Source organism: Salinivibrio sp. VYel1 (genome assembly GCF_009377945.1).
Classification (GTDB): domain Bacteria; phylum Pseudomonadota; class Gammaproteobacteria; order Enterobacterales; family Vibrionaceae; genus Salinivibrio; species Salinivibrio siamensis.
Window position 1 is genome coordinate 19,587 of the sequence record NZ_RSAM01000013.1, and the last position, 17,175, is coordinate 36,761.

Genomic DNA, 17,175 nt, shown 5'->3' on the forward strand with positions numbered 1-17,175 from the left:
TCAGCGAGCGCCAATTAAGGAGTCTTCATGGCACAACAACAAGAAGAAGAGGAATGCAAATGTCCGCCTCCCGGCTTACCGCCGTGGATGGGGACGTTTGCGGACTTGATGTCGCTTCTTATGTGCTTTTTCGTCCTTCTGTTGTCATTTTCAGAGATGGATGTGCTTAAGTTTAAGCAAATTGCCGGTTCGATGAAGTTCGCTTTCGGGGTACAAAATGTCCTTGAGGTGAAAGACATTCCCAAAGGGACCAGTGTGATTGCCCAGGAGTTCCGTCCGGGACGCCCAGAGCCGACACCGATTGAAGTCATCATGCAGCAAACCATTGATATGACGCAGCGCACCTTGGACTTTCAAGAGGGCGAAGATGATCGGTCGGGCGGCTCCCAACGCAATACATCAGATAAGGAAGGCGGCACCAGCGCCCAAGTGGCGTCACAATTGGAGCAGCAGCGAATGCAGCAGCAACTTGAGCAGCTGCAAAAGGCGTTGATGCAGGCGTTGCAACGCGAAATCGATGAAGGCGCGGTTGAAGTAGAGAATTTAGGGCAACAGTTGGTGATAAGGATCCGCGAAAAAGGGGCGTTTCCACAAAACTCGGCGTTTCTGCAGCCTAAGTTCCGCCCAATGGTGCGTCAAATCGCGCAACTGGTAAAAGACGTGCCGGGGGAAATAAAAGTCTCAGGACATACCGACAGCACACCTTTGGAGTCAGAGCTGTACCGATCCAATTGGGATCTCTCCGCACAGCGTGCGGTGTCAGTGGCACAAGAGATGGAGAAAGTGCCTGGTTTTAACCATTTAAGGATGAAAGTGGAAGGCCTGGCGGATACCAAGCCGCGTGCCCCGAACAACTCACCGGAAAACCGTGCATCTAACCGACGCGTGGAAATTGCTGTGATCCAAGGAAAACCCACCTATTCGGATGAAATCTCTACCGAGAACGCGGCTCCCAATGCCCCCTAGCGGCCTATCCCGGTGATAACTGACTGTCTGATAGGGCAAGTTGTCACCGGTCACTCCCACTTTTTAGCGACGCAAAAATACCCGGTTTCAGCAGCAGCCTGGTTATTGTATAATCCGCGGCCTTGTTTCCAGCTGTATCGAACCGGTTATGAAGTTTATCGTTAAAATTCACCCTGAGGTGATCGTCAAAAGTGAGTCAGTCAGAAAGCGTTTTACAAAAATCCTCGAGTGCAATATTCGTAATATTTTAAAGCGTCGGACTGATAATACGGCGGTATATAACCGTCGGGATCACATTGAGGTGACGTTAAAACAACCTAACGAGCGCCAATTGGTTTTGGATGTGCTGAGCAACACACCAGGCGTGCAAACCGTGCTTGAGGTTGAGCAAACCCTGTTTAACGATTTACATCATATCTATGAGCTCACTTTGGCGGGCGTACGTCATCAAATCGAAGGCAAAACCTTTTGTGTGCGCGCTAAGCGTCGTGGGCAGCATGACTTTACCTCTATCGATCTTGAGCGCTATGTCGGTGGCGGATTAAACCAAGCCGTCCCGTCGGCCAGCGTGCAACTGAAAAAACCGGATATCACCGTGATGATGGAAGTGGACCACGACAAGCTCAACGTGGTGAAACATCGTCACGCAGGCTTGGGGGGCTTTCCGCTCGGTACACAAGAAGATGTATTGAGCTTGATCTCTGGCGGGTTCGATTCAGGCGTTTCCAGTTATTTACACATTAAACGCGGCAGTAAAGTGCACTACTGTTTCTTTAATCTAGGCGGAAAATCGCATGAAACGGGTGTGCAGCAGGTGTCTCATTACCTATGGAATAAATTTGGCTCGTCGGCCAAAGTGAAGTTTATTTCGATTGATTTTGAGCCAGTTGTTAACAACATCCTGGAAAATATCGATAACGCGCAAATGGGCGTGGTGCTTAAGCGTATGTTTATGCGTGCGGCGGCCATGGTGGCCAAACGGTTTGGTATTCAGGCACTGGTGACCGGTGAGGCGTTAGGACAGGTGTCGAGCCAAACACTGACCAACCTTCGCATGATTGATAATGTCACCGATAGCTTGATTTTGCGTCCACTGATTAATTGGGACAAAGAAGACATTATTCAAACGGCGCGTAAAATTGGTACGGAAGATTTCGCCAAGACCATGCCTGAGTATTGTGGCGTGATTTCCAAAAAGCCAACGGTGAAAGCCGAAAAAGCTAAGCTGGAACACGAAGAAACCAAATTTGATTTTAGCTTGCTAGAACAAGTGGTTGATAACGCCACTGTGATGGATATCCGTGATATCGAAGCATTGAGCCAAGAAAAAGCGCCGGAAGCGGAGCTGGTTAATGAGGTAGAGAACGGCGCGGTCGTGCTTGATATTCGCAGCCGTGAAGAGCAAGAAGATAAGCCTCTTGAGATTGAAGGCGTCGATGTCGTGCATATTCCCTTCTTTAAACTGGCGACCCAGTTTGGCGACCTTGACCAAACGAAAACCTATTTGCTCTATTGCGAGCGAGGCGTGATGAGTCGCTTGCAGGCGCTGTATCTTAAAGATATGGGCTTTGAGAATGTCAAAGTGTATCGGGTGTAACGCAGGTTTTGCCGCAATAAAAACAGGCAGCCATTTGGCTGCCTGTTTACGTTTGAGCCTTGCATGAGCCTAGCCTTCTGTAAACTTTTTCTCATAATGCAGTTGAGGCAGAGGTATCATCGGCTCCGCGACTTGCCATGCCAAGGCTTTGCCGCCCAGCACGTAAACGATTTCAATCGCGAACTCCATTGCCGAGCCTGGCCCCTGACTGGTAATTAAACGGTGGTCATAATCGGTCATCACGCGGCGGCGGCTTAGCCATTGCTCTGGGATCTGATCGCTAACGCTCGGGTGACAACTCATGTGTGACTGTGGGAATAGCTGGTGGCGTTGTAGCACCAAAGCTGGTGCGGCACAAATGGCTGCCACCCACGCATTGTCGCTCTGTTGTTGTTTAACCATTTCAGTCACAAGGTTGCTATCCCCCAAACACTGCGCGCCTTCAACCCCTCCGGGTAAGATCACACAGTCAAATGGTTGATCGGCCACCATCGCCAGCGCCGCGTCGCAAACTAGCTTCACACCACGCGAGCAGGTTAGCGTCAGCGCGCCATCCGGATCAGCACTGGCCACAGTGACGTTAAAGCTGGCGCGCTTCATGACATCAATGGCGGTCACGGCTTCCATTTCTTCAGTGCCGTTAGCAATACAAATCAGGATGCGTTTGTCACTCATGATGATTCCTTATTCCTTTGTGCTTGTTGCATGGCTTGATAAAGCTGCTGGTGGTGTGGGGTTGAGATCTGGTGTGCCTGTGCCCGTTGTAACACATAGCCTGTAATGTATTCCAGCTCTGTGGAGCGCTGATAAAACACATCCCGATTCATTGAAGAGTAGTTGTCTGCGGTTGCCTTGGCGACTGTTTCCACACGTTGACGTACTTCGGTGGCAGAGGCAAGGATCCGCTCTGCTCGCATTACAGTGGCCAACTCTTGGCACAGCGCATCAATGATTGGCTCATAATCAAGCTTGAGCAGCTCACCGTTTTTGATCCCGTGTAAGGCGGTGAGCGGATTGATGACGCTATTGACTGCCAGTTTATACCATAGCGATTCAATGATATTGGTCTGCCAAGTTGCTGTCGGCAAGGTATGATCCAACACATCGGCGAGAAACTGGCAGGCTTCACCGGCTTTGTTACCTGCTCCGAGCGCCGTGGGGCCATTGCCCGTGTGTTGATACTCGCCTGTTTCAGCACGAAATACACCTTGTGAGGTGGTTGCAAGTAGCAGCGGTTGGCTGGCTGGTAGAGAATCAATGAGCCATTGATGCGGTCCCATGCCGTTATGCATCAACATCACCATGGTCTCCGGCTCAAGATGAGTAAAGCACGGGGTTAAGGCTGCTTGCACGTCATAGGCTTTGGTGCATACCAGCCAAAGATCACTGTATCGAAGTAAGCCTGGTTGATTGGCGGGCAAGGTAAGGGAGGCGCCGTCCAGGTTGAGCTCTCGCTGATGAGCGCTATCGCGGGTGATAAGATGAACGTGATGACCCGCTTGGCTTAATTTTACCGCCCATAAGGTGCCGATCGCACCAGCGCCTATCAAGGTGATCCGCATGACACTTGCCTATCGATGAAAAGGCCAGTGTATCACAGACAATATAGAGCAGGGAGCAAAGCGCCGGCAGGGACCGGCGCTGGATAGATTAGAACTTGTAGGTCGCGCTAAGGTAGTGAGAAATACCCGAGCTTTCAGTTGTACCGGCATCTTCAATTAAGTAGACGTCATTGTACGCTTTTAGGCCGTAACCAAGGGCGTAGTTGTCTGAGTGCCAGTACAGGCCGTTAAACATCGCACCGCCATGGGTCGCCTGACTGCTGCCTTTAAAGGTATCGTCAGCACCGAATTGGTAATCGATATAACCTTGGTACGACAGGAAGCTGCCATTGTCGAAAAAGTGGAAAGGTTTAAACCAGTTAGTCGAGAACTGATAGCCATTCCAATCTTTTTTATTGATGTCATACAAGCCATAAAGGTTCATGCCCACTTTGCCAAACCAAGGTAGCTCAACATCGGCACCGATACCCCAGAACGAGTTATTAGTGCTAGGAGCCTCGTTTTCACCGCTATTTCCGCCCCCCCAGTTAAACAGAGTCGAGAAGTAGACTTCTTGTACCGGGCCAAATGACAAATCTTGCCCGGTGATGCCATCAATTGAGAAGCGCGGTGCCAACTTCATAAAGGTTTTATCTGCACCTTTTTTGTTGTTGTTGTCGCTGTCGCTCTCTGCCAAGTCAAAAATATCCACATAACCATAGAGCTCGACCACCCCCTTTCGGCCGCCAAACTCCATCTCGAGATAGTTATGGTCTTTATCGGTGTCATCACCAAATTGCGGCTTTTCGTTAATGGCATACATGGCATTAAACTGAAGCCATTTATGATCATTTTTGTAAATGTCATCCGAGTAATCGGCGGCGTTGGCAACGGATACACCGCTGGCGGCGATAACGGCGAGTGCGAGTAGGGATTTTTTCATAGTGACTGCCTCTGCTGGGTCTTGTTGTTGCGCAGTGCGCATTGGACAGAGGCAGTATATTGATTAAGTTCACTATAAAGAATGTAATAAACATAGACACAAAAATAGGCTGTGATCCGCGGCAAGTTGTAAAGCGTTGCATGACAGTTTTATGTGATCTTTGTTACTAAAACACTCACAGCGTCGTACAAAATTTTGCACTCCACTGTGATATGTCGGGGTTAGTCGCGACGGGAATCTAGGCAATGTCCAGCACGCTTATCATTTTGTGACGGAGGTTGGCGAAAGTGCCTGCCAATATAGATCAGCATGACCAGTCCCGGGATCACCATTAACGCAGTTATTACGAAAAATGTTGACCAGCTATCGAGCCAGTCGACCATCATGCCACTGAATGACGCGACTGTGGTGCGACCTAAGTTCCCCAAGGACGCGAGCAGCGCATATTGGGTAGCTGAGAACGCGCGACCGGTTAAGAAGGTTAAAAAGGAGACAAACGCAATGGTGGCAAACGCGGAGGTAAAGTTGTCTACCAAGATGGCACCCAGTAGCAGATGCTCGTTGGGGCCGACCATCGCAATCCACGCGAACATTAAGTTGCTGGATGCCATGGCGACACCGCCAATAAATAGGCCTTTAATCACGCCAAAGCGCAGATTAATGTAGCTGCCAATCAGGGTGTAGATCACAGTGAGTCCCCAGCCGACCAGCTTGGAGTAATAGCCAATTTGCTCATTAGTAAAGCCGACATCTTTGTAAAACACAATCGACATACGGCCGAGAAAGGCTTCGCCCAATTTGAACAAAAACACAAACAACAACAGCGTGAGTGCCACATTGATACCGTTGCGACGAAAGAATTCGGCAAAAGGTTCCACGACGGTAACGGCAAACCAAGCTTGGAAGCCACTATAGCCTTGATTGAGGTAATGTTTGGTGGCCTTGTCTTGGCGCTGTTCGCGATCACTGACAGGCTCTTTGACATACAGGGTAGCCAAGATCATTAAGCCGACAAAGCCGGCCATAATCACATAAACTTGGTTCCACCCCATGGCATCGGCATTAATAAAACCGATATAGCCAGGCACGGAATAACCTGTCCACCAACCAATGACCGACATGGCCGAGGCGAGCGGAAACTTCTCGGTTTCGTGCTCGGCGAAGTTATCGATACGGAAGGCATCAATGGCGATATCTTGCGTGGCTGATGCGAGGGCGATAGAAAAAATCAGCGACGAAAGTACAAGGGTGGTGACCCATGGGTCGATCGCTTGCAGGCCTTGCATGTTAACGCGAGACAAGGCCAAGGTGGCTAAAAGCATCAATGATTGTGTCACCACAATCCAGCTGCGGCGATGGCCGAGCTTCTCATTCAATACTGGGATCTTAAGCCTATCAAGCAGGGGGGCCCACAAAAAGTTAACGGCGTAAAGGACAAACACAGAGCCAAAAAGGCCAATAGCCGTGCGCGATAACCCCTCATCGGCCAGCCAACCATTTAAGTTGGAGCCAATTAATACCCAAGGGAAACCACTACAGCACCCCATTAAAAAAACAAAGAGCAGGCGACGGTCGGCGTAGGCCGCCAAGGTCGTTTTTAGCTTGGATGACTGCATAGCAAAGGGCCTACATGAATACTAGGGTGACGACACACTGTCGATAGCGGTAATAATAATCGGTTGCTGCGGCACATCTTGCATCCGTTTGCTGGGGATAGTAACGGTTGGCTGCTCGGTCATGGTCAAGATAGTGTTAAATCCTTCCACCACGCGGCCAAACACGGTATACCCCAGCTTATTGGGGGTTGCATCTAAAAAGCCATTATCACTGACATTGATGTAAAACTGGCGGGTGGCAGAGTCCGGATCTTGGGTTCTGGCCATCGCGATAGTCGCGCGACGGTTACGCAGGCCATTACGCGACTCATTATCGACTGGCTCATAGGATGGACGGCGATTGAGGTCTTTATCAAATCCGCCTCCTTGTACGACAAAACGTGGGATCACCCGATGAAATTGGGTGCCGATGTAACTGCCATCCTCGACATAGCGTAAAAAGTTGCTGACCGTCTCGGGGGCTTTGTCCTCATTAAGTTGCAAGACAAAGTCTCCTTGGGTTGTTTCAACGGCTACCATCACATTGGCCTGCACTGGCGCAACCGCCAGTGCAAGTACCCATAAAAGTGTACGTACTTTCATGATTAAAAGTGCGCTTTCATGTGATCAAGTAGCTGCTCATCATTGGCAATGTCCTGCAAGACAGCTTCCAGCAGGTTGTTTAATGCCATTTCGATGTCATCGGGCGAAGCGCTGCTGACGCCACTTTGGGTTGATTTGCCGGTATAACGTTTTACAAAGCGGCCATCGGGCGATTCAGCGACCAGCTGCAGCTGTACGGACGCTTCCATATCGTGTTTAAACACCGTGTGTTTTACACGAACTAACGCGTCGAGAATATCTAAACGTAACATGCCAGGGCCGTTTGCCACGACGCGGAACCCTTGTGCAGAAAGCTGGCGTGAAAGTGTGTCTTCAAGAACCACGCGCAAGTTTTGGCTGGCGTGCAAAGGTTTGACATTGGAGCGACCGCTATCAATCACCGCGACGAATTGAGCCGTCCGTAAGTCCTTACTCTTTACCACCACAGGAAGATTGTTGACCTGTTGCTGATTGGATGACGCTGGAGACGGTGCAATCGTTAGTTGTGGCTCGCGAGGTGTTGAGCAGCCCGCTAGGACTAGCACAGCGGCGGCAATAATCAGTTTCTTCATGGGGTTCAGCATCCTTTTGTTAAAATTGGGCGTTGACTGCCTTGAGAATAACGAATTTTTTATTTGACGCAACGACAGTCACGTTACCAAAAAGACGTTTTAGCTTAGTATGATAGCCAAGATGACGATTGCCAATGACTAAAAGCGCACCATTCGTGGTCAGAACACGTTTTGCGTCACAAAACATTTGCCAAGCAATGTGATCAGTGATGGTTTGTTGCTGGTGAAAGGGTGGATTACATAACACTAGGTCAATATCTGTGGGTTCAAAACCGGTAAGGCAATCTCGCGCTTCACATTGGAAACGGCGCGCGTCAATACCATGGCTTTCAAGGTTGTGTTTTGCGCTGGCGACGGCCATATGGCTTTCATCGACCGCATAAATGTATGCCTGTGGGTTGGTACGTGCCGCCTGCAGGGCAAGCACACCATTACCACAGCCTAAATCCACTATTTTTCTTTCGTCGCGCGAACTTGGGATTTGCGGAAGCATTAAGTAAGCCGCGATATCCAGCTTTTTGGCGGAAAAAACATTGGGCCAATTAGCCAAGCGCATCGAAAACTCAGGCACATCGACATAGCTAAGTGGCTCGGTTGGCTTTTGAGTCTGGGCGTTAGCGGTAACAAAAATCAAGCGCGCTTTTTTCTTTGCCAACGAGGTGGTGGTTGCCCCAAGCCAGTGCTCAAACTGATTCAGCGTAGAGGTATGGATCTCTTTTGCCTTGGCACCGGCGAGGATGCGTGTGGCCGGTGTCGTCACAGAAGCCAGTTGCTGAAGTTGCCATGCCAACATTTTACTGCTTTTAGGCACCCGCATGAGCACCGCATCAAACCGTTTAGGCAGTGGTTCCGTACTCTTTACCAGCTCAATGTGTGGAAGCTGGTTTTGGCGGAGATTTTCGAGGGTTGCTTTTTGTGACACCACGGAGTCGCTGACGGAGACCACGTCACAACCCAGCGCGCTTGCCCAACAACTCAACGCGCCAAATTGATCATTGAGAATTAAAACTCGATCGCCGGCCTCAAGTTGCCAGGTGCTAGCGTGCTCAATGATATATTCATCTGCCGCATCAAAGGCCTGGAGCGTTTCATTTTTTCGGCGCGGGTAGCGGTGTAGTGTCAGGGGAGATTCGCCGCTTGGGGTTGCAAGTTCTGTTTTCATGGGAGCGTTTGCGTCGGAGGTCACAGACTGCGTATATTGTCGCACTCACACCACAACTGCAATTCAAACTCGGTGCGTATGCCATTAATGATGGCGTGATCAGGCTATTGAATTCGCAATTTTATCGATAACGACTAAGATCTGGGCAACTTGCCCTTAATCGGTTGGGGAAGCCATGAAAACTCAAACGCAAATTACAGAGAAACTGACCCAGGCTTTTGCGCCTGTTCATCTTGATGTCCGCAATGAAAGCTACATGCATAACGTACCTGAAGGGGCAGAGAGCCACTTTAAGGTTGTCGTGGTATCAGATGAGTTTGAAGGTAAGCGTTTAATACAGCGTCATCGTGCTATCAATACCACTTTGGCGGACGAGCTTGCTGATGATATTCATGCATTGGCCATTCACACTTACACCCCAGAAGAGTGGCAAGAGCAAGCACATGCACCAGACTCACCCGCATGTCGCGGTGGTGGTTTGAAATAAGAGTTAGCCAATGTGCTTAGGCGTGTTGATTCTTCACGTTATGGCAACAAATTCTTACATAAAGTCGTCGTTGGCGTGCCTATCAATGCGTCGCTTGGCACACAACGCCAACGGCTTGAGGTTGGGTACCCTAACCTTAAAGCGAGCAAAATAACAACAGTAAAACTGTGAGCTTACAACGAGCATTGTTTGTACAGGTATGCATAATTGCCACGCCCTGGTGACAATACCCATAGAATCAATACTGGGGTTAGTGATAGAATGCCGTGCTTAAAGACTAACCTAGGCTACCTTTGTGTAACGTCATGGTTAGCAGGATGTTGCGACGGTGCGCCCTCAGGCCACCATACAGTCGAAAGTCGTGTCTTTAACTGCGCAATAACAGAATTCTTTTTCCCGTTAATGTAGTGCAAGTGCGTATGATTACAATAAAAAAGGGTTTGGATATCCCCATTGCTGGGACTCCTGCTCAGGTGATAAATGATGGCCCAGCCGTCAAGAAAGTCGCCTTGCTTGGCGAAGAGTACGTTGGAATGCGCCCCACTATGCATGTGCGAGTGGGTGATGTGGTGAAAAAAGGCCAGGGCCTTTTCGAAGATAAGAAAAACCCTGGTGTGATATTTACTGCTCCCGCAGCCGGTAAAGTGGTTGAAGTCAACCGCGGTGCCAAACGTGTTCTTCAGTCTGTCGTCATTGAAGTCGATGGCAACGAGCAAGTGACATTCAACAAGTACGAAGCCTCGCAATTGGCCTCCATTGAGCGTCAAGCGGTGGTTGATCAATTGGTTGAGTCGGGTATGTGGACCGCGCTCCGTACACGTCCGTTCAGCCGTTCACCCGCTATTGATGCGGTGCCGGAAGCCATTTTTGTTAATGCGATGGACACTAATCCGCTCGCCGCGGATCCGAAAGTGATCATTGATGAGCAAAAAGAGGCCTTCATCGCAGGTCTTGATGTACTCTCCCGTTTAACTGACAAAAAAGTGTTTGTCTGTAAGGCGGATGTTGAGTTACCTACCAGTCAGCAACCTAACGTTGAACAACATGTCTTCGCTGGTCCTCACCCAGCAGGCTTAGTGGGCACCCATATCCACCACTTGCGCTCAGCAAGCATGGAGAAAAAGGTGTGGCATCTTAATTTCCAAGATGTGATAGCGTTCGGCCACTTGTTCCTTACCGGTGAAATCAACACTGATCGTGTGGTGTCATTGGCCGGTCCGATGGTTAACAAGCCACGCTTGGTGCGCACGCAGTTAGGCGCGAACCTTGATGAGCTGACTGAAGGCGAGCTAATGGCGGGTGAAAGCCGTGTTATCTCTGGCTCTGTGCTGTCGGGGACAAAAGCGTCTGGCCCACATGCTTATTTGGGTCGCTTCCACTTGCAAGTCTCTGTATTGCGCGAAGGCAATGAGAAAGAGCTGTTTGGTTGGTTGTCGCCAGGTAAAAACCGTTTCTCAGTGACGCGTGCTTACCTTGGTCACCTATTCAAAGGCCAACTTTTCAATTTGACCACCTCGACCAATGGCAGTGATCGTTCCATGGTACCAATCGGTAATTATGAGCGAGTAATGCCACTAGATATCGAGCCAACAATGCTGCTGCGTGATATCTGTGCTGGCGATACAGATAGCATGCAACAGCTGGGCGCGCTGGAGTTAGATCCTGAGGATTTGGCCCTTTGTACCTTTGTCTGTCCAGGCAAGTACGAATACGGACCAATGCTCCGCGAAAGCCTAGAAAAGATTGAGAAGGAAGGGTAACTGATGAGCCTTAAAAATTTTCTAGAGCAAATCGAGCCACACTTTGAGCCAGGTGGCAAACATGAAAAATGGTTTGCCCTGTACGAAGCGGTTGCCACCATTTTGTACACCCCGGGTATGGTGACCAAAGCCGGCGCTCACGTGCGTGACAGCATCGATTTGAAACGCATCATGATCATGGTGTGGTTTGCTGTGTTCCCCGCGATGTTCTGGGGCATGTATAACACAGGTAACCAAGCCATCATGGGATTGATGGACTTGTATTCTGGTGACCAACTGGCACAGGTGATCAGTGGTAACTGGCATTATTGGCTCACCGAGTCGATTGCGGGGCCGCTAGCCGCCGCGGGATGGGGAACCAAAACCATTCTAGGGGCCACCTACTTCCTGCCTATTTATGCCACCGTATTTATTGTGGGTGGTTTCTGGGAAGTCCTGTTCTGCATCGTGCGTAAGCATGAAGTCAACGAAGGCTTCTTCGTTACCTCGATTCTCTTTGCGTTGATCGTGCCGCCAACTCTTCCATTATGGCAGGCTGCACTGGGTATCACCTTTGGTGTGGTAGTTGCAAAAGAGATTTTCGGGGGAACCGGACGTAACTTCTTGAATCCTGCCCTTGCGGGACGCGCGTTCTTGTTCTTTGCTTATCCCGCGCAGATCTCTGGCGATTTGGTGTGGACTGCTGCAGACGGTTACTCAGGCGCAACGGCACTGAGCCAATGGTATGCCGGCGGCGAGGGCGCATTGCAACATAATGTCTCCGGGCAAGCGATGTCATGGATGGACGCCTTTATCGGTAATATCCCTGGCTCTATCGGTGAAGTGTCAACCTTGGCTATCTTGATTGGTGGTGCGGCCTTGGTATATATGCGCATTGCCTCATGGCGCATCATCTTAGGTACCTTCTTGGGTATGGCCGTTGCGGCAACCCTGTTTAACCTGATTGGTTCCGACACTAACCCAATGTTTAGCATGCCTTTTTACTGGCACTTGGTACTAGGTGGCTTTGCATTTGGCATGATGTTTATGGCAACGGATCCCGTTTCAGCCGCGTTTACTAACAAAGCGAAGTGGTGGTACGGCGCATTGATCGGTGCCATGGCTGTGATCATTCGCGTGGTCAACCCAGCATACCCTGAAGGCATGATGCTGGCGATCCTGTTCGCTAACCTGTTTGCACCCTTGTTCGATAACTTGGTGATTCAGGGCAACATCAAACGGAGACTGGCTCGTAATGGCAAGTAGTAACGATAGTATTAAGAAAACGCTGATCGTTGTTATCGCGTTGAGCTTGGTGTGCTCAATCGTGGTGTCCGGTGCAGCGGTAGCGCTACGTCCTTTGCAGCAGATGAACGCAAAGCTAGACGTACAAAAGAACATTCTTTCAGTCGCCGGCATTGATGTGTCGGGCGGTAAGAGTGCGATAAACGATGCGTACAACAAGTACATTGAGCCGCGCCTAGTTAGCCTAGAAAAAGGCGACTTTGTTAGCGCTGATGCGGTGAATGTTGAGGAAGTCGCTGACTATGATCAGCGTGAAGCCGCCAAAGACCCTGAATTGTCAAGAAAACTGAGTGGTAAGGAAAACATTGCGGGTTTTGGCCGTCGTGCTGATATCGCGAAGATCTACTTAGTGAAAAACGACGCAGGTGATTTGCAACGTCTCATCTTGCCAGTTAAAGGCTCAGGTCTTTGGAGCATGATGTATGCGTTTGTTGCGGTCGAGCCCGATGGCAATACGGTGGCAGACATCGTCTATTACGAGCAAGGTGAAACGCCGGGCTTGGGTGGCGAAGTTGAAAACCCGAAATGGCGCGCGAAGTGGGATGGCAAAAAGCTGTTTAACGACCAAGGCGAGCCTGCTATCAAGGTGGTTAAAGGCGGTGCACCGAGTGATAGTGAACACGGTATTGATGCGCTATCGGGTGCAACCCTGACCAGTAACGGTGTGGAGAAACAATTTGATTTCTGGCTAGGTGATTTGGGCTTTGGTCCATTCCTAGCAAAAGTTCGTGAGGGAGGCCTGACCAATGGCTGAAGCGAAAGAACTGAAGAAAAATCTGCTATCGCCGGTGTTAGACAATAACCCGATTGCCCTTCAGGTTCTCGGTGTATGTTCGGCACTGGCGGTGACCACGCAGATGCAAACGGCCTTTGTTATGACCTTGGCGGTGATGTTCGTGACCGCTATGTCTAACTTGTTCGTATCGCTGATCCGCAACCACATTCCTAACAGTGTACGTATCATCGTGCAAATGGCGATCATCGCGTCATTGGTTATCGTGGTTGACCAGACACTCAAAGCCTTTGTCTACGATATTTCCAAGCAGCTATCGGTATTTGTTGGCCTTATCATTACCAACTGTATCGTGATGGGCCGCGCGGAAGCGTATGCGATGAAATCGTCGCCGCTGCCGTCATTTATCGATGGTTTGGGTAACGCACTAGGTTATGGTTTCGTTCTGATGACGGTTGCCTTCTTCCGCGAGCTTCTGGGCTCAGGCTCTGTCTTTGGCGTGTCTATTCTGCCTGTAGTCAGTGAAGGGGGTTGGTATCAGCCAAACGGCATGATGCTATTGGCCCCATCTGCATTCTTCCTAATCGGCTTTTTGATTTGGATTGTGCGTACCTTCAAACCAGAACAAGTTGAAGCGAAGGAGTAACAGCACATGGAACATTATTTGAGCCTGCTGGTGCGCTCAATCTTTATTGAGAACATGGCGCTGGCATTCTTCCTCGGCATGTGTACGTTCTTGGCGGTGTCCAAGAAGGTAAAAACAGCGTTCGGCCTCGGTGTCGCCGTGGTGGTGGTATTGACTATCGCAGTACCGGTTAACAATTTAGTCTATAACCTGATCCTACGTGAAGATGCACTGGTGAAAGGGATCGATCTTAGCTTCCTCAACTTTGTGACCTTTATCGGTGTTATCGCCGCATTGGTTCAGATTTTGGAAATGGTATTAGATCGCTTCTTCCCGCCACTTTATAACGCGTTAGGTATCTTCCTGCCGTTGATTACGGTGAACTGTGCCATCTTTGGTGGCGTATCATTTATGGTACAGCGTGATTACAACTTCGCAGAGTCAGTCGTATACGGCTTTGGCTCTGGGGTAGGCTGGATGTTAGCCATCGTCGCCCTTGCGGGTATCCGTGAGAAAATGAAGTATTCAGACGTGCCGCCAGCACTGCGGGGATTGGGGATCACCTTTATCTCTGTTGGCCTGATGGCATTGGGCTTTATGTCTTTCTCTGGTGTGCAACTGTAAGCCGGGTAAACTGCGAGAAAAGGAATAGTCAATGGACATTATTCTTGGTGTAGTGATGTTTACTCTGATTGTGCTGGCATTGGTATTGGTGATCTTGTTCGCCAAATCCAAGCTGGTACCAACCGGAGACGTCACAATTGATATCAATGACGATCCTGAAAAAGCGATCGTTACTCAGCCAGGCGGTAAACTGCTTGGCGCACTGGCCGGTGCTGGTGTGTTTGTATCGTCTGCCTGTGGTGGCGGTGGTTCATGTGGTCAGTGCCGCGTGAAGATCAAAGAAGGTGGTGGTGATATTCTGCCGACCGAGCTTGACCACATCACCAAAGGTGAAGCACGTGAAGGTGAGCGTCTTTCATGTCAGGTTGCAGTCAAGCAAGACATGAAAATTGAGCTTCCCGAAGAAATCTTTGGGGTGAAGAAGTGGGAATGTGAAGTTATCTCCAACGATAACAAAGCCACCTTCATCAAAGAGCTTAAACTGCGTATCCCTGATGGCGAGTCGGTTCCCTTCCGAGCTGGCGGTTATATTCAGATTGAAGCGCCACCGCATCACATCAAATACTCAGACTTTGATATTCCTGAAGAATATCGTGAAGACTGGGAGAAGTTTAATCTTTTCCGCTATGAGTCGAAGGTGGATGAAGAGATTATCCGTGCATACTCGATGGCAAACTACCCAGAAGAGGAAGGCATTATCATGCTGAACGTGCGTGTGGCAACGCCACCACCACGTAATCCTGATGTGCCACCAGGTCAGATGTCGTCCTATATTTGGTCACTCAAGCCAGGTGACAAGTGTACAATCTCTGGGCCATTCGGTGAGTTCTTTGCTAAAGACACCGATGCGGAGATGGTATTTGTGGGTGGTGGTGCCGGTATGGCGCCAATGCGATCACACATCTTTGACCAGCTTAAGCGTCTGAACACCGATCGCAAGATCACCTTCTGGTATGGTGCGCGCTCTAAGCGAGAAATGTTCTATGTCGAAGACTTCGATATGCTCCAAGAGCAAAACGATAACTTCGAGTGGTATTGTGCGCTATCGGATCCGCTTCCAGAGGATAACTGGGAAGGGGACACGGGCTTTATTCACAATGTCCTTTATGAAAACTACTTGAAAGATCATGAAGCGCCAGAAGATTGTGAATATTACATGTGTGGGCCGCCGATGATGAACGCCGCCGTGATTGGTTTGCTTAAAGACCTGGGTGTCGAAGACGAAAACATTCTTCTGGATGATTTCGGCGGGTAAACACCGACAGTCTGTCTTACCTCTTAATGGCTGGCCTATGGGTCAGCCATTTTACGTATGAAACTGATGTCGAAGGACACCACTATGAAGACGTTATGGTTACGCTGTGCATGGGTATTTGCGCTAGCTGTCGGATTGCTCGGTTGCGACCGTGCTCCTGAGCTGGTGCATCTGACCGGTGAGACCATGGGAACATACTACTCGGTGAAATATATCGCCACCGACAACGCGCCATCACAGGATGTGATTCAAGCTGAAATTGATAAGCGCTTGGAACGAGTCAACGATCAGATGTCGACGTATCGTACCGATTCTGAACTCAGCCAGTTCAATCAGCGGAAAGCAGATACACCAATGGACGTATCGCCAGCAACCGCGACCGTGGTGAAAGAAGCGATTCGGCTGAATGAGTTCACTCAAGGGGCGCTCGATGTCACTGTAGGCCCGTTGGTGAACTTATGGAGCTTTGGCCCCGAGAAACGCCCAGAGAATATTCCGAGCGACAAAGACATCGCCTCACGCATGGAAAGGATTGGGTTGGAGCATTTACAGGTTGAAGGCAACACCCTCACCAAAACCCATCCTGACTTGTATGTCGATTTGTCGACGATTGCCAAAGGGTATGGGGTAGATATGGTCGCCAATTATCTCGCCACGCTTGGTCTCGATAATTATTTGGTTGAGATTGGCGGTGAGTTACAATTAAAGGGTGTCAACCAAGATCAAAACCCGTGGCGGATTGCCATCGAAAAACCCAGTACTGGCGCGCAATCTGTGCAAGAGATCATTCAGCCCGGTGATATGGCCGTCGCTACGTCTGGCGATTACCGTAACTATTTTGAGCAAGATGGTGTACGTTATTCGCACATTATCGACCCCAAAACAGGACGACCCATTAATCATCACCTCGTGTCCGTCACTGTGCTTGATCCGTCTTGCATGACCGCCGATGGTTTAGCGACGGGCTTTATGGTGTTGGGGCCGGAAAAGGCCATGGCGCTGGCCAACCAAGCGGATATTCCCGCGTTTATGGTGGTCAAAACCGATGACGGGTTTACAGAAATGGCGTCAGAGGCCTTTAAACCATACCTAAACCGTTAGTGCGTCACGCGCACTGGCGGCTATTACACGCATTAGGCGTGGAACTAGCGTTCAGCGTTATGTTGCTGAGCGTGACGACTAAAAGTAGGTGAGCAATTATGTCAGTTTTTCTTATCACCTTTGCTGTCTTTGTACTCGTCATTGCCGGCATGGCAATTGGTTACATCGTGCAGCAGAAAACGATCAGTGGTAGCTGTGGTGGCTTAGGGGCCGTCGGTATCGAGAAAGAGTGCGACTGCCCAGAGCCATGTGATGCGCGGAAAAAGCGAGAAGATCGCGCGGAAAAAACGCGTGAATGGAAGAAAAACCAAATCATCTAAAGAGAAT

At 49.8% G+C, this 17,175-nt stretch carries 18 protein-coding genes; 11 read left to right on the forward strand and 7 right to left on the reverse strand.

Annotated elements, in window-relative coordinates; translation table 11 throughout:
- Positions 1-27: 27 nt before the first annotated feature.
- Entirely contained in the window at positions 28-966 is a 939-nt protein-coding gene (locus tag EHW58_RS12505) for a flagellar motor protein MotB (protein ID WP_046073764.1), read from the forward strand.
- A gap of 148 nt (positions 967-1,114) precedes the next feature.
- Positions 1,115-2,563: a tRNA uracil 4-sulfurtransferase ThiI gene (gene thiI / locus EHW58_RS12510; RefSeq protein ID WP_152796813.1), complete on the forward strand. Its 1,449-nt coding sequence runs from the start codon at positions 1,115-1,117 to the stop codon at positions 2,561-2,563.
- A gap of 69 nt (positions 2,564-2,632) precedes the next feature.
- Here the strand turns inward: thiI and EHW58_RS12515 are convergent, their stop codons facing one another.
- From EHW58_RS12515 to EHW58_RS12545, 7 genes are all read right to left on the reverse strand, one after another.
- Positions 2,633-3,238, reverse strand: coding sequence for a DJ-1 family glyoxalase III (locus EHW58_RS12515; protein WP_152796815.1), 606 nt, complete (start codon positions 3,236-3,238; stop codon positions 2,633-2,635).
- Entirely contained in the window at positions 3,235-4,125 is an 891-nt protein-coding gene (locus tag EHW58_RS12520; RefSeq protein WP_152796817.1) for a 2-dehydropantoate 2-reductase, read from the reverse strand. The genes EHW58_RS12515 and EHW58_RS12520 overlap by 4 nt, the downstream gene beginning before the upstream one ends.
- Before the next feature lie 88 nt (positions 4,126-4,213).
- On the reverse strand, positions 4,214-5,047 hold the full coding sequence (locus EHW58_RS12525; protein WP_152796819.1) for an outer membrane protein OmpK: 834 nt from the start codon (positions 5,045-5,047) through the stop codon (positions 4,214-4,216).
- A gap of 221 nt (positions 5,048-5,268) precedes the next feature.
- Positions 5,269-6,663, reverse strand: coding sequence for an MFS transporter (locus EHW58_RS12530; protein ID WP_152796821.1), 1,395 nt, complete (start codon positions 6,661-6,663; stop codon positions 5,269-5,271).
- Positions 6,664-6,684: 21 nt separating this feature from the next.
- Entirely contained in the window at positions 6,685-7,245 is a 561-nt protein-coding gene (locus EHW58_RS12535) for a peptidylprolyl isomerase (RefSeq protein ID WP_152796822.1), read from the reverse strand.
- Positions 7,246-7,247: 2 nt separating this feature from the next.
- Positions 7,248-7,817 carry a YajG family lipoprotein gene (locus EHW58_RS12540; RefSeq protein WP_046073758.1) on the reverse strand — a complete coding sequence of 190 codons (570 nt, stop codon included), beginning with the start codon at positions 7,815-7,817 and terminating at the stop codon, positions 7,248-7,250.
- A gap of 19 nt (positions 7,818-7,836) precedes the next feature.
- Entirely contained in the window at positions 7,837-8,979 is a 1,143-nt protein-coding gene (locus tag EHW58_RS12545) for a methyltransferase (protein ID WP_152796823.1), read from the reverse strand.
- 175 nt (positions 8,980-9,154) lie between these two features.
- Here EHW58_RS12545 and bolA point away from each other — a divergent pair, with 175 nt between their 5' ends.
- The 9 genes from bolA (at position 9,155) to nqrM (ending at position 17,168) form a co-directional block, all read left to right on the forward strand.
- Positions 9,155-9,466, forward strand: coding sequence for a transcriptional regulator BolA (gene bolA / locus EHW58_RS12550; RefSeq protein WP_152796824.1), 312 nt, complete (start codon positions 9,155-9,157; stop codon positions 9,464-9,466).
- A 419-nt stretch (positions 9,467-9,885) separates the two neighbouring features.
- Positions 9,886-11,226, forward strand: coding sequence for a Na(+)-translocating NADH-quinone reductase subunit A (locus EHW58_RS12555; protein WP_152796825.1), 1,341 nt, complete (start codon positions 9,886-9,888; stop codon positions 11,224-11,226).
- A 3-nt stretch (positions 11,227-11,229) separates the two neighbouring features.
- Positions 11,230-12,471, forward strand: coding sequence for an NADH:ubiquinone reductase (Na(+)-transporting) subunit B (locus EHW58_RS12560; RefSeq protein WP_152796826.1), 1,242 nt, complete (start codon positions 11,230-11,232; stop codon positions 12,469-12,471).
- Positions 12,461-13,264 (forward strand): Na(+)-translocating NADH-quinone reductase subunit C, encoded by an 804-nt coding sequence (locus EHW58_RS12565; protein ID WP_152796827.1) that lies wholly within the window; start codon positions 12,461-12,463, stop codon positions 13,262-13,264. Before EHW58_RS12560 ends, EHW58_RS12565 begins: the two co-directional genes overlap by 11 nt.
- Entirely contained in the window at positions 13,257-13,889 is a 633-nt protein-coding gene (locus tag EHW58_RS12570) for an NADH:ubiquinone reductase (Na(+)-transporting) subunit D (RefSeq protein WP_046073753.1), read from the forward strand. Before EHW58_RS12565 ends, EHW58_RS12570 begins: the two co-directional genes overlap by 8 nt.
- A gap of 6 nt (positions 13,890-13,895) precedes the next feature.
- Positions 13,896-14,492, forward strand: a complete 597-nt coding sequence (gene nqrE / locus EHW58_RS12575; RefSeq protein ID WP_046073752.1) for an NADH:ubiquinone reductase (Na(+)-transporting) subunit E — start codon at positions 13,896-13,898, stop codon at positions 14,490-14,492.
- Positions 14,493-14,523: 31 nt separating this feature from the next.
- Entirely contained in the window at positions 14,524-15,747 is a 1,224-nt protein-coding gene (gene nqrF / locus EHW58_RS12580; protein ID WP_077668158.1) for an NADH:ubiquinone reductase (Na(+)-transporting) subunit F, read from the forward strand.
- Between the two features lie 84 nt (positions 15,748-15,831).
- On the forward strand, positions 15,832-16,848 hold the full coding sequence (locus tag EHW58_RS12585; RefSeq protein ID WP_152796828.1) for an FAD:protein FMN transferase: 1,017 nt from the start codon (positions 15,832-15,834) through the stop codon (positions 16,846-16,848).
- A gap of 98 nt (positions 16,849-16,946) precedes the next feature.
- The gene (nqrM, locus tag EHW58_RS12590) at positions 16,947-17,168 is read left to right on the forward strand and encodes a (Na+)-NQR maturation NqrM (RefSeq protein ID WP_046073749.1); all 222 of its coding nucleotides are present in this window, start codon (positions 16,947-16,949) and stop codon (positions 17,166-17,168) included.
- Positions 17,169-17,175: the final 7 nt, after the last annotated feature.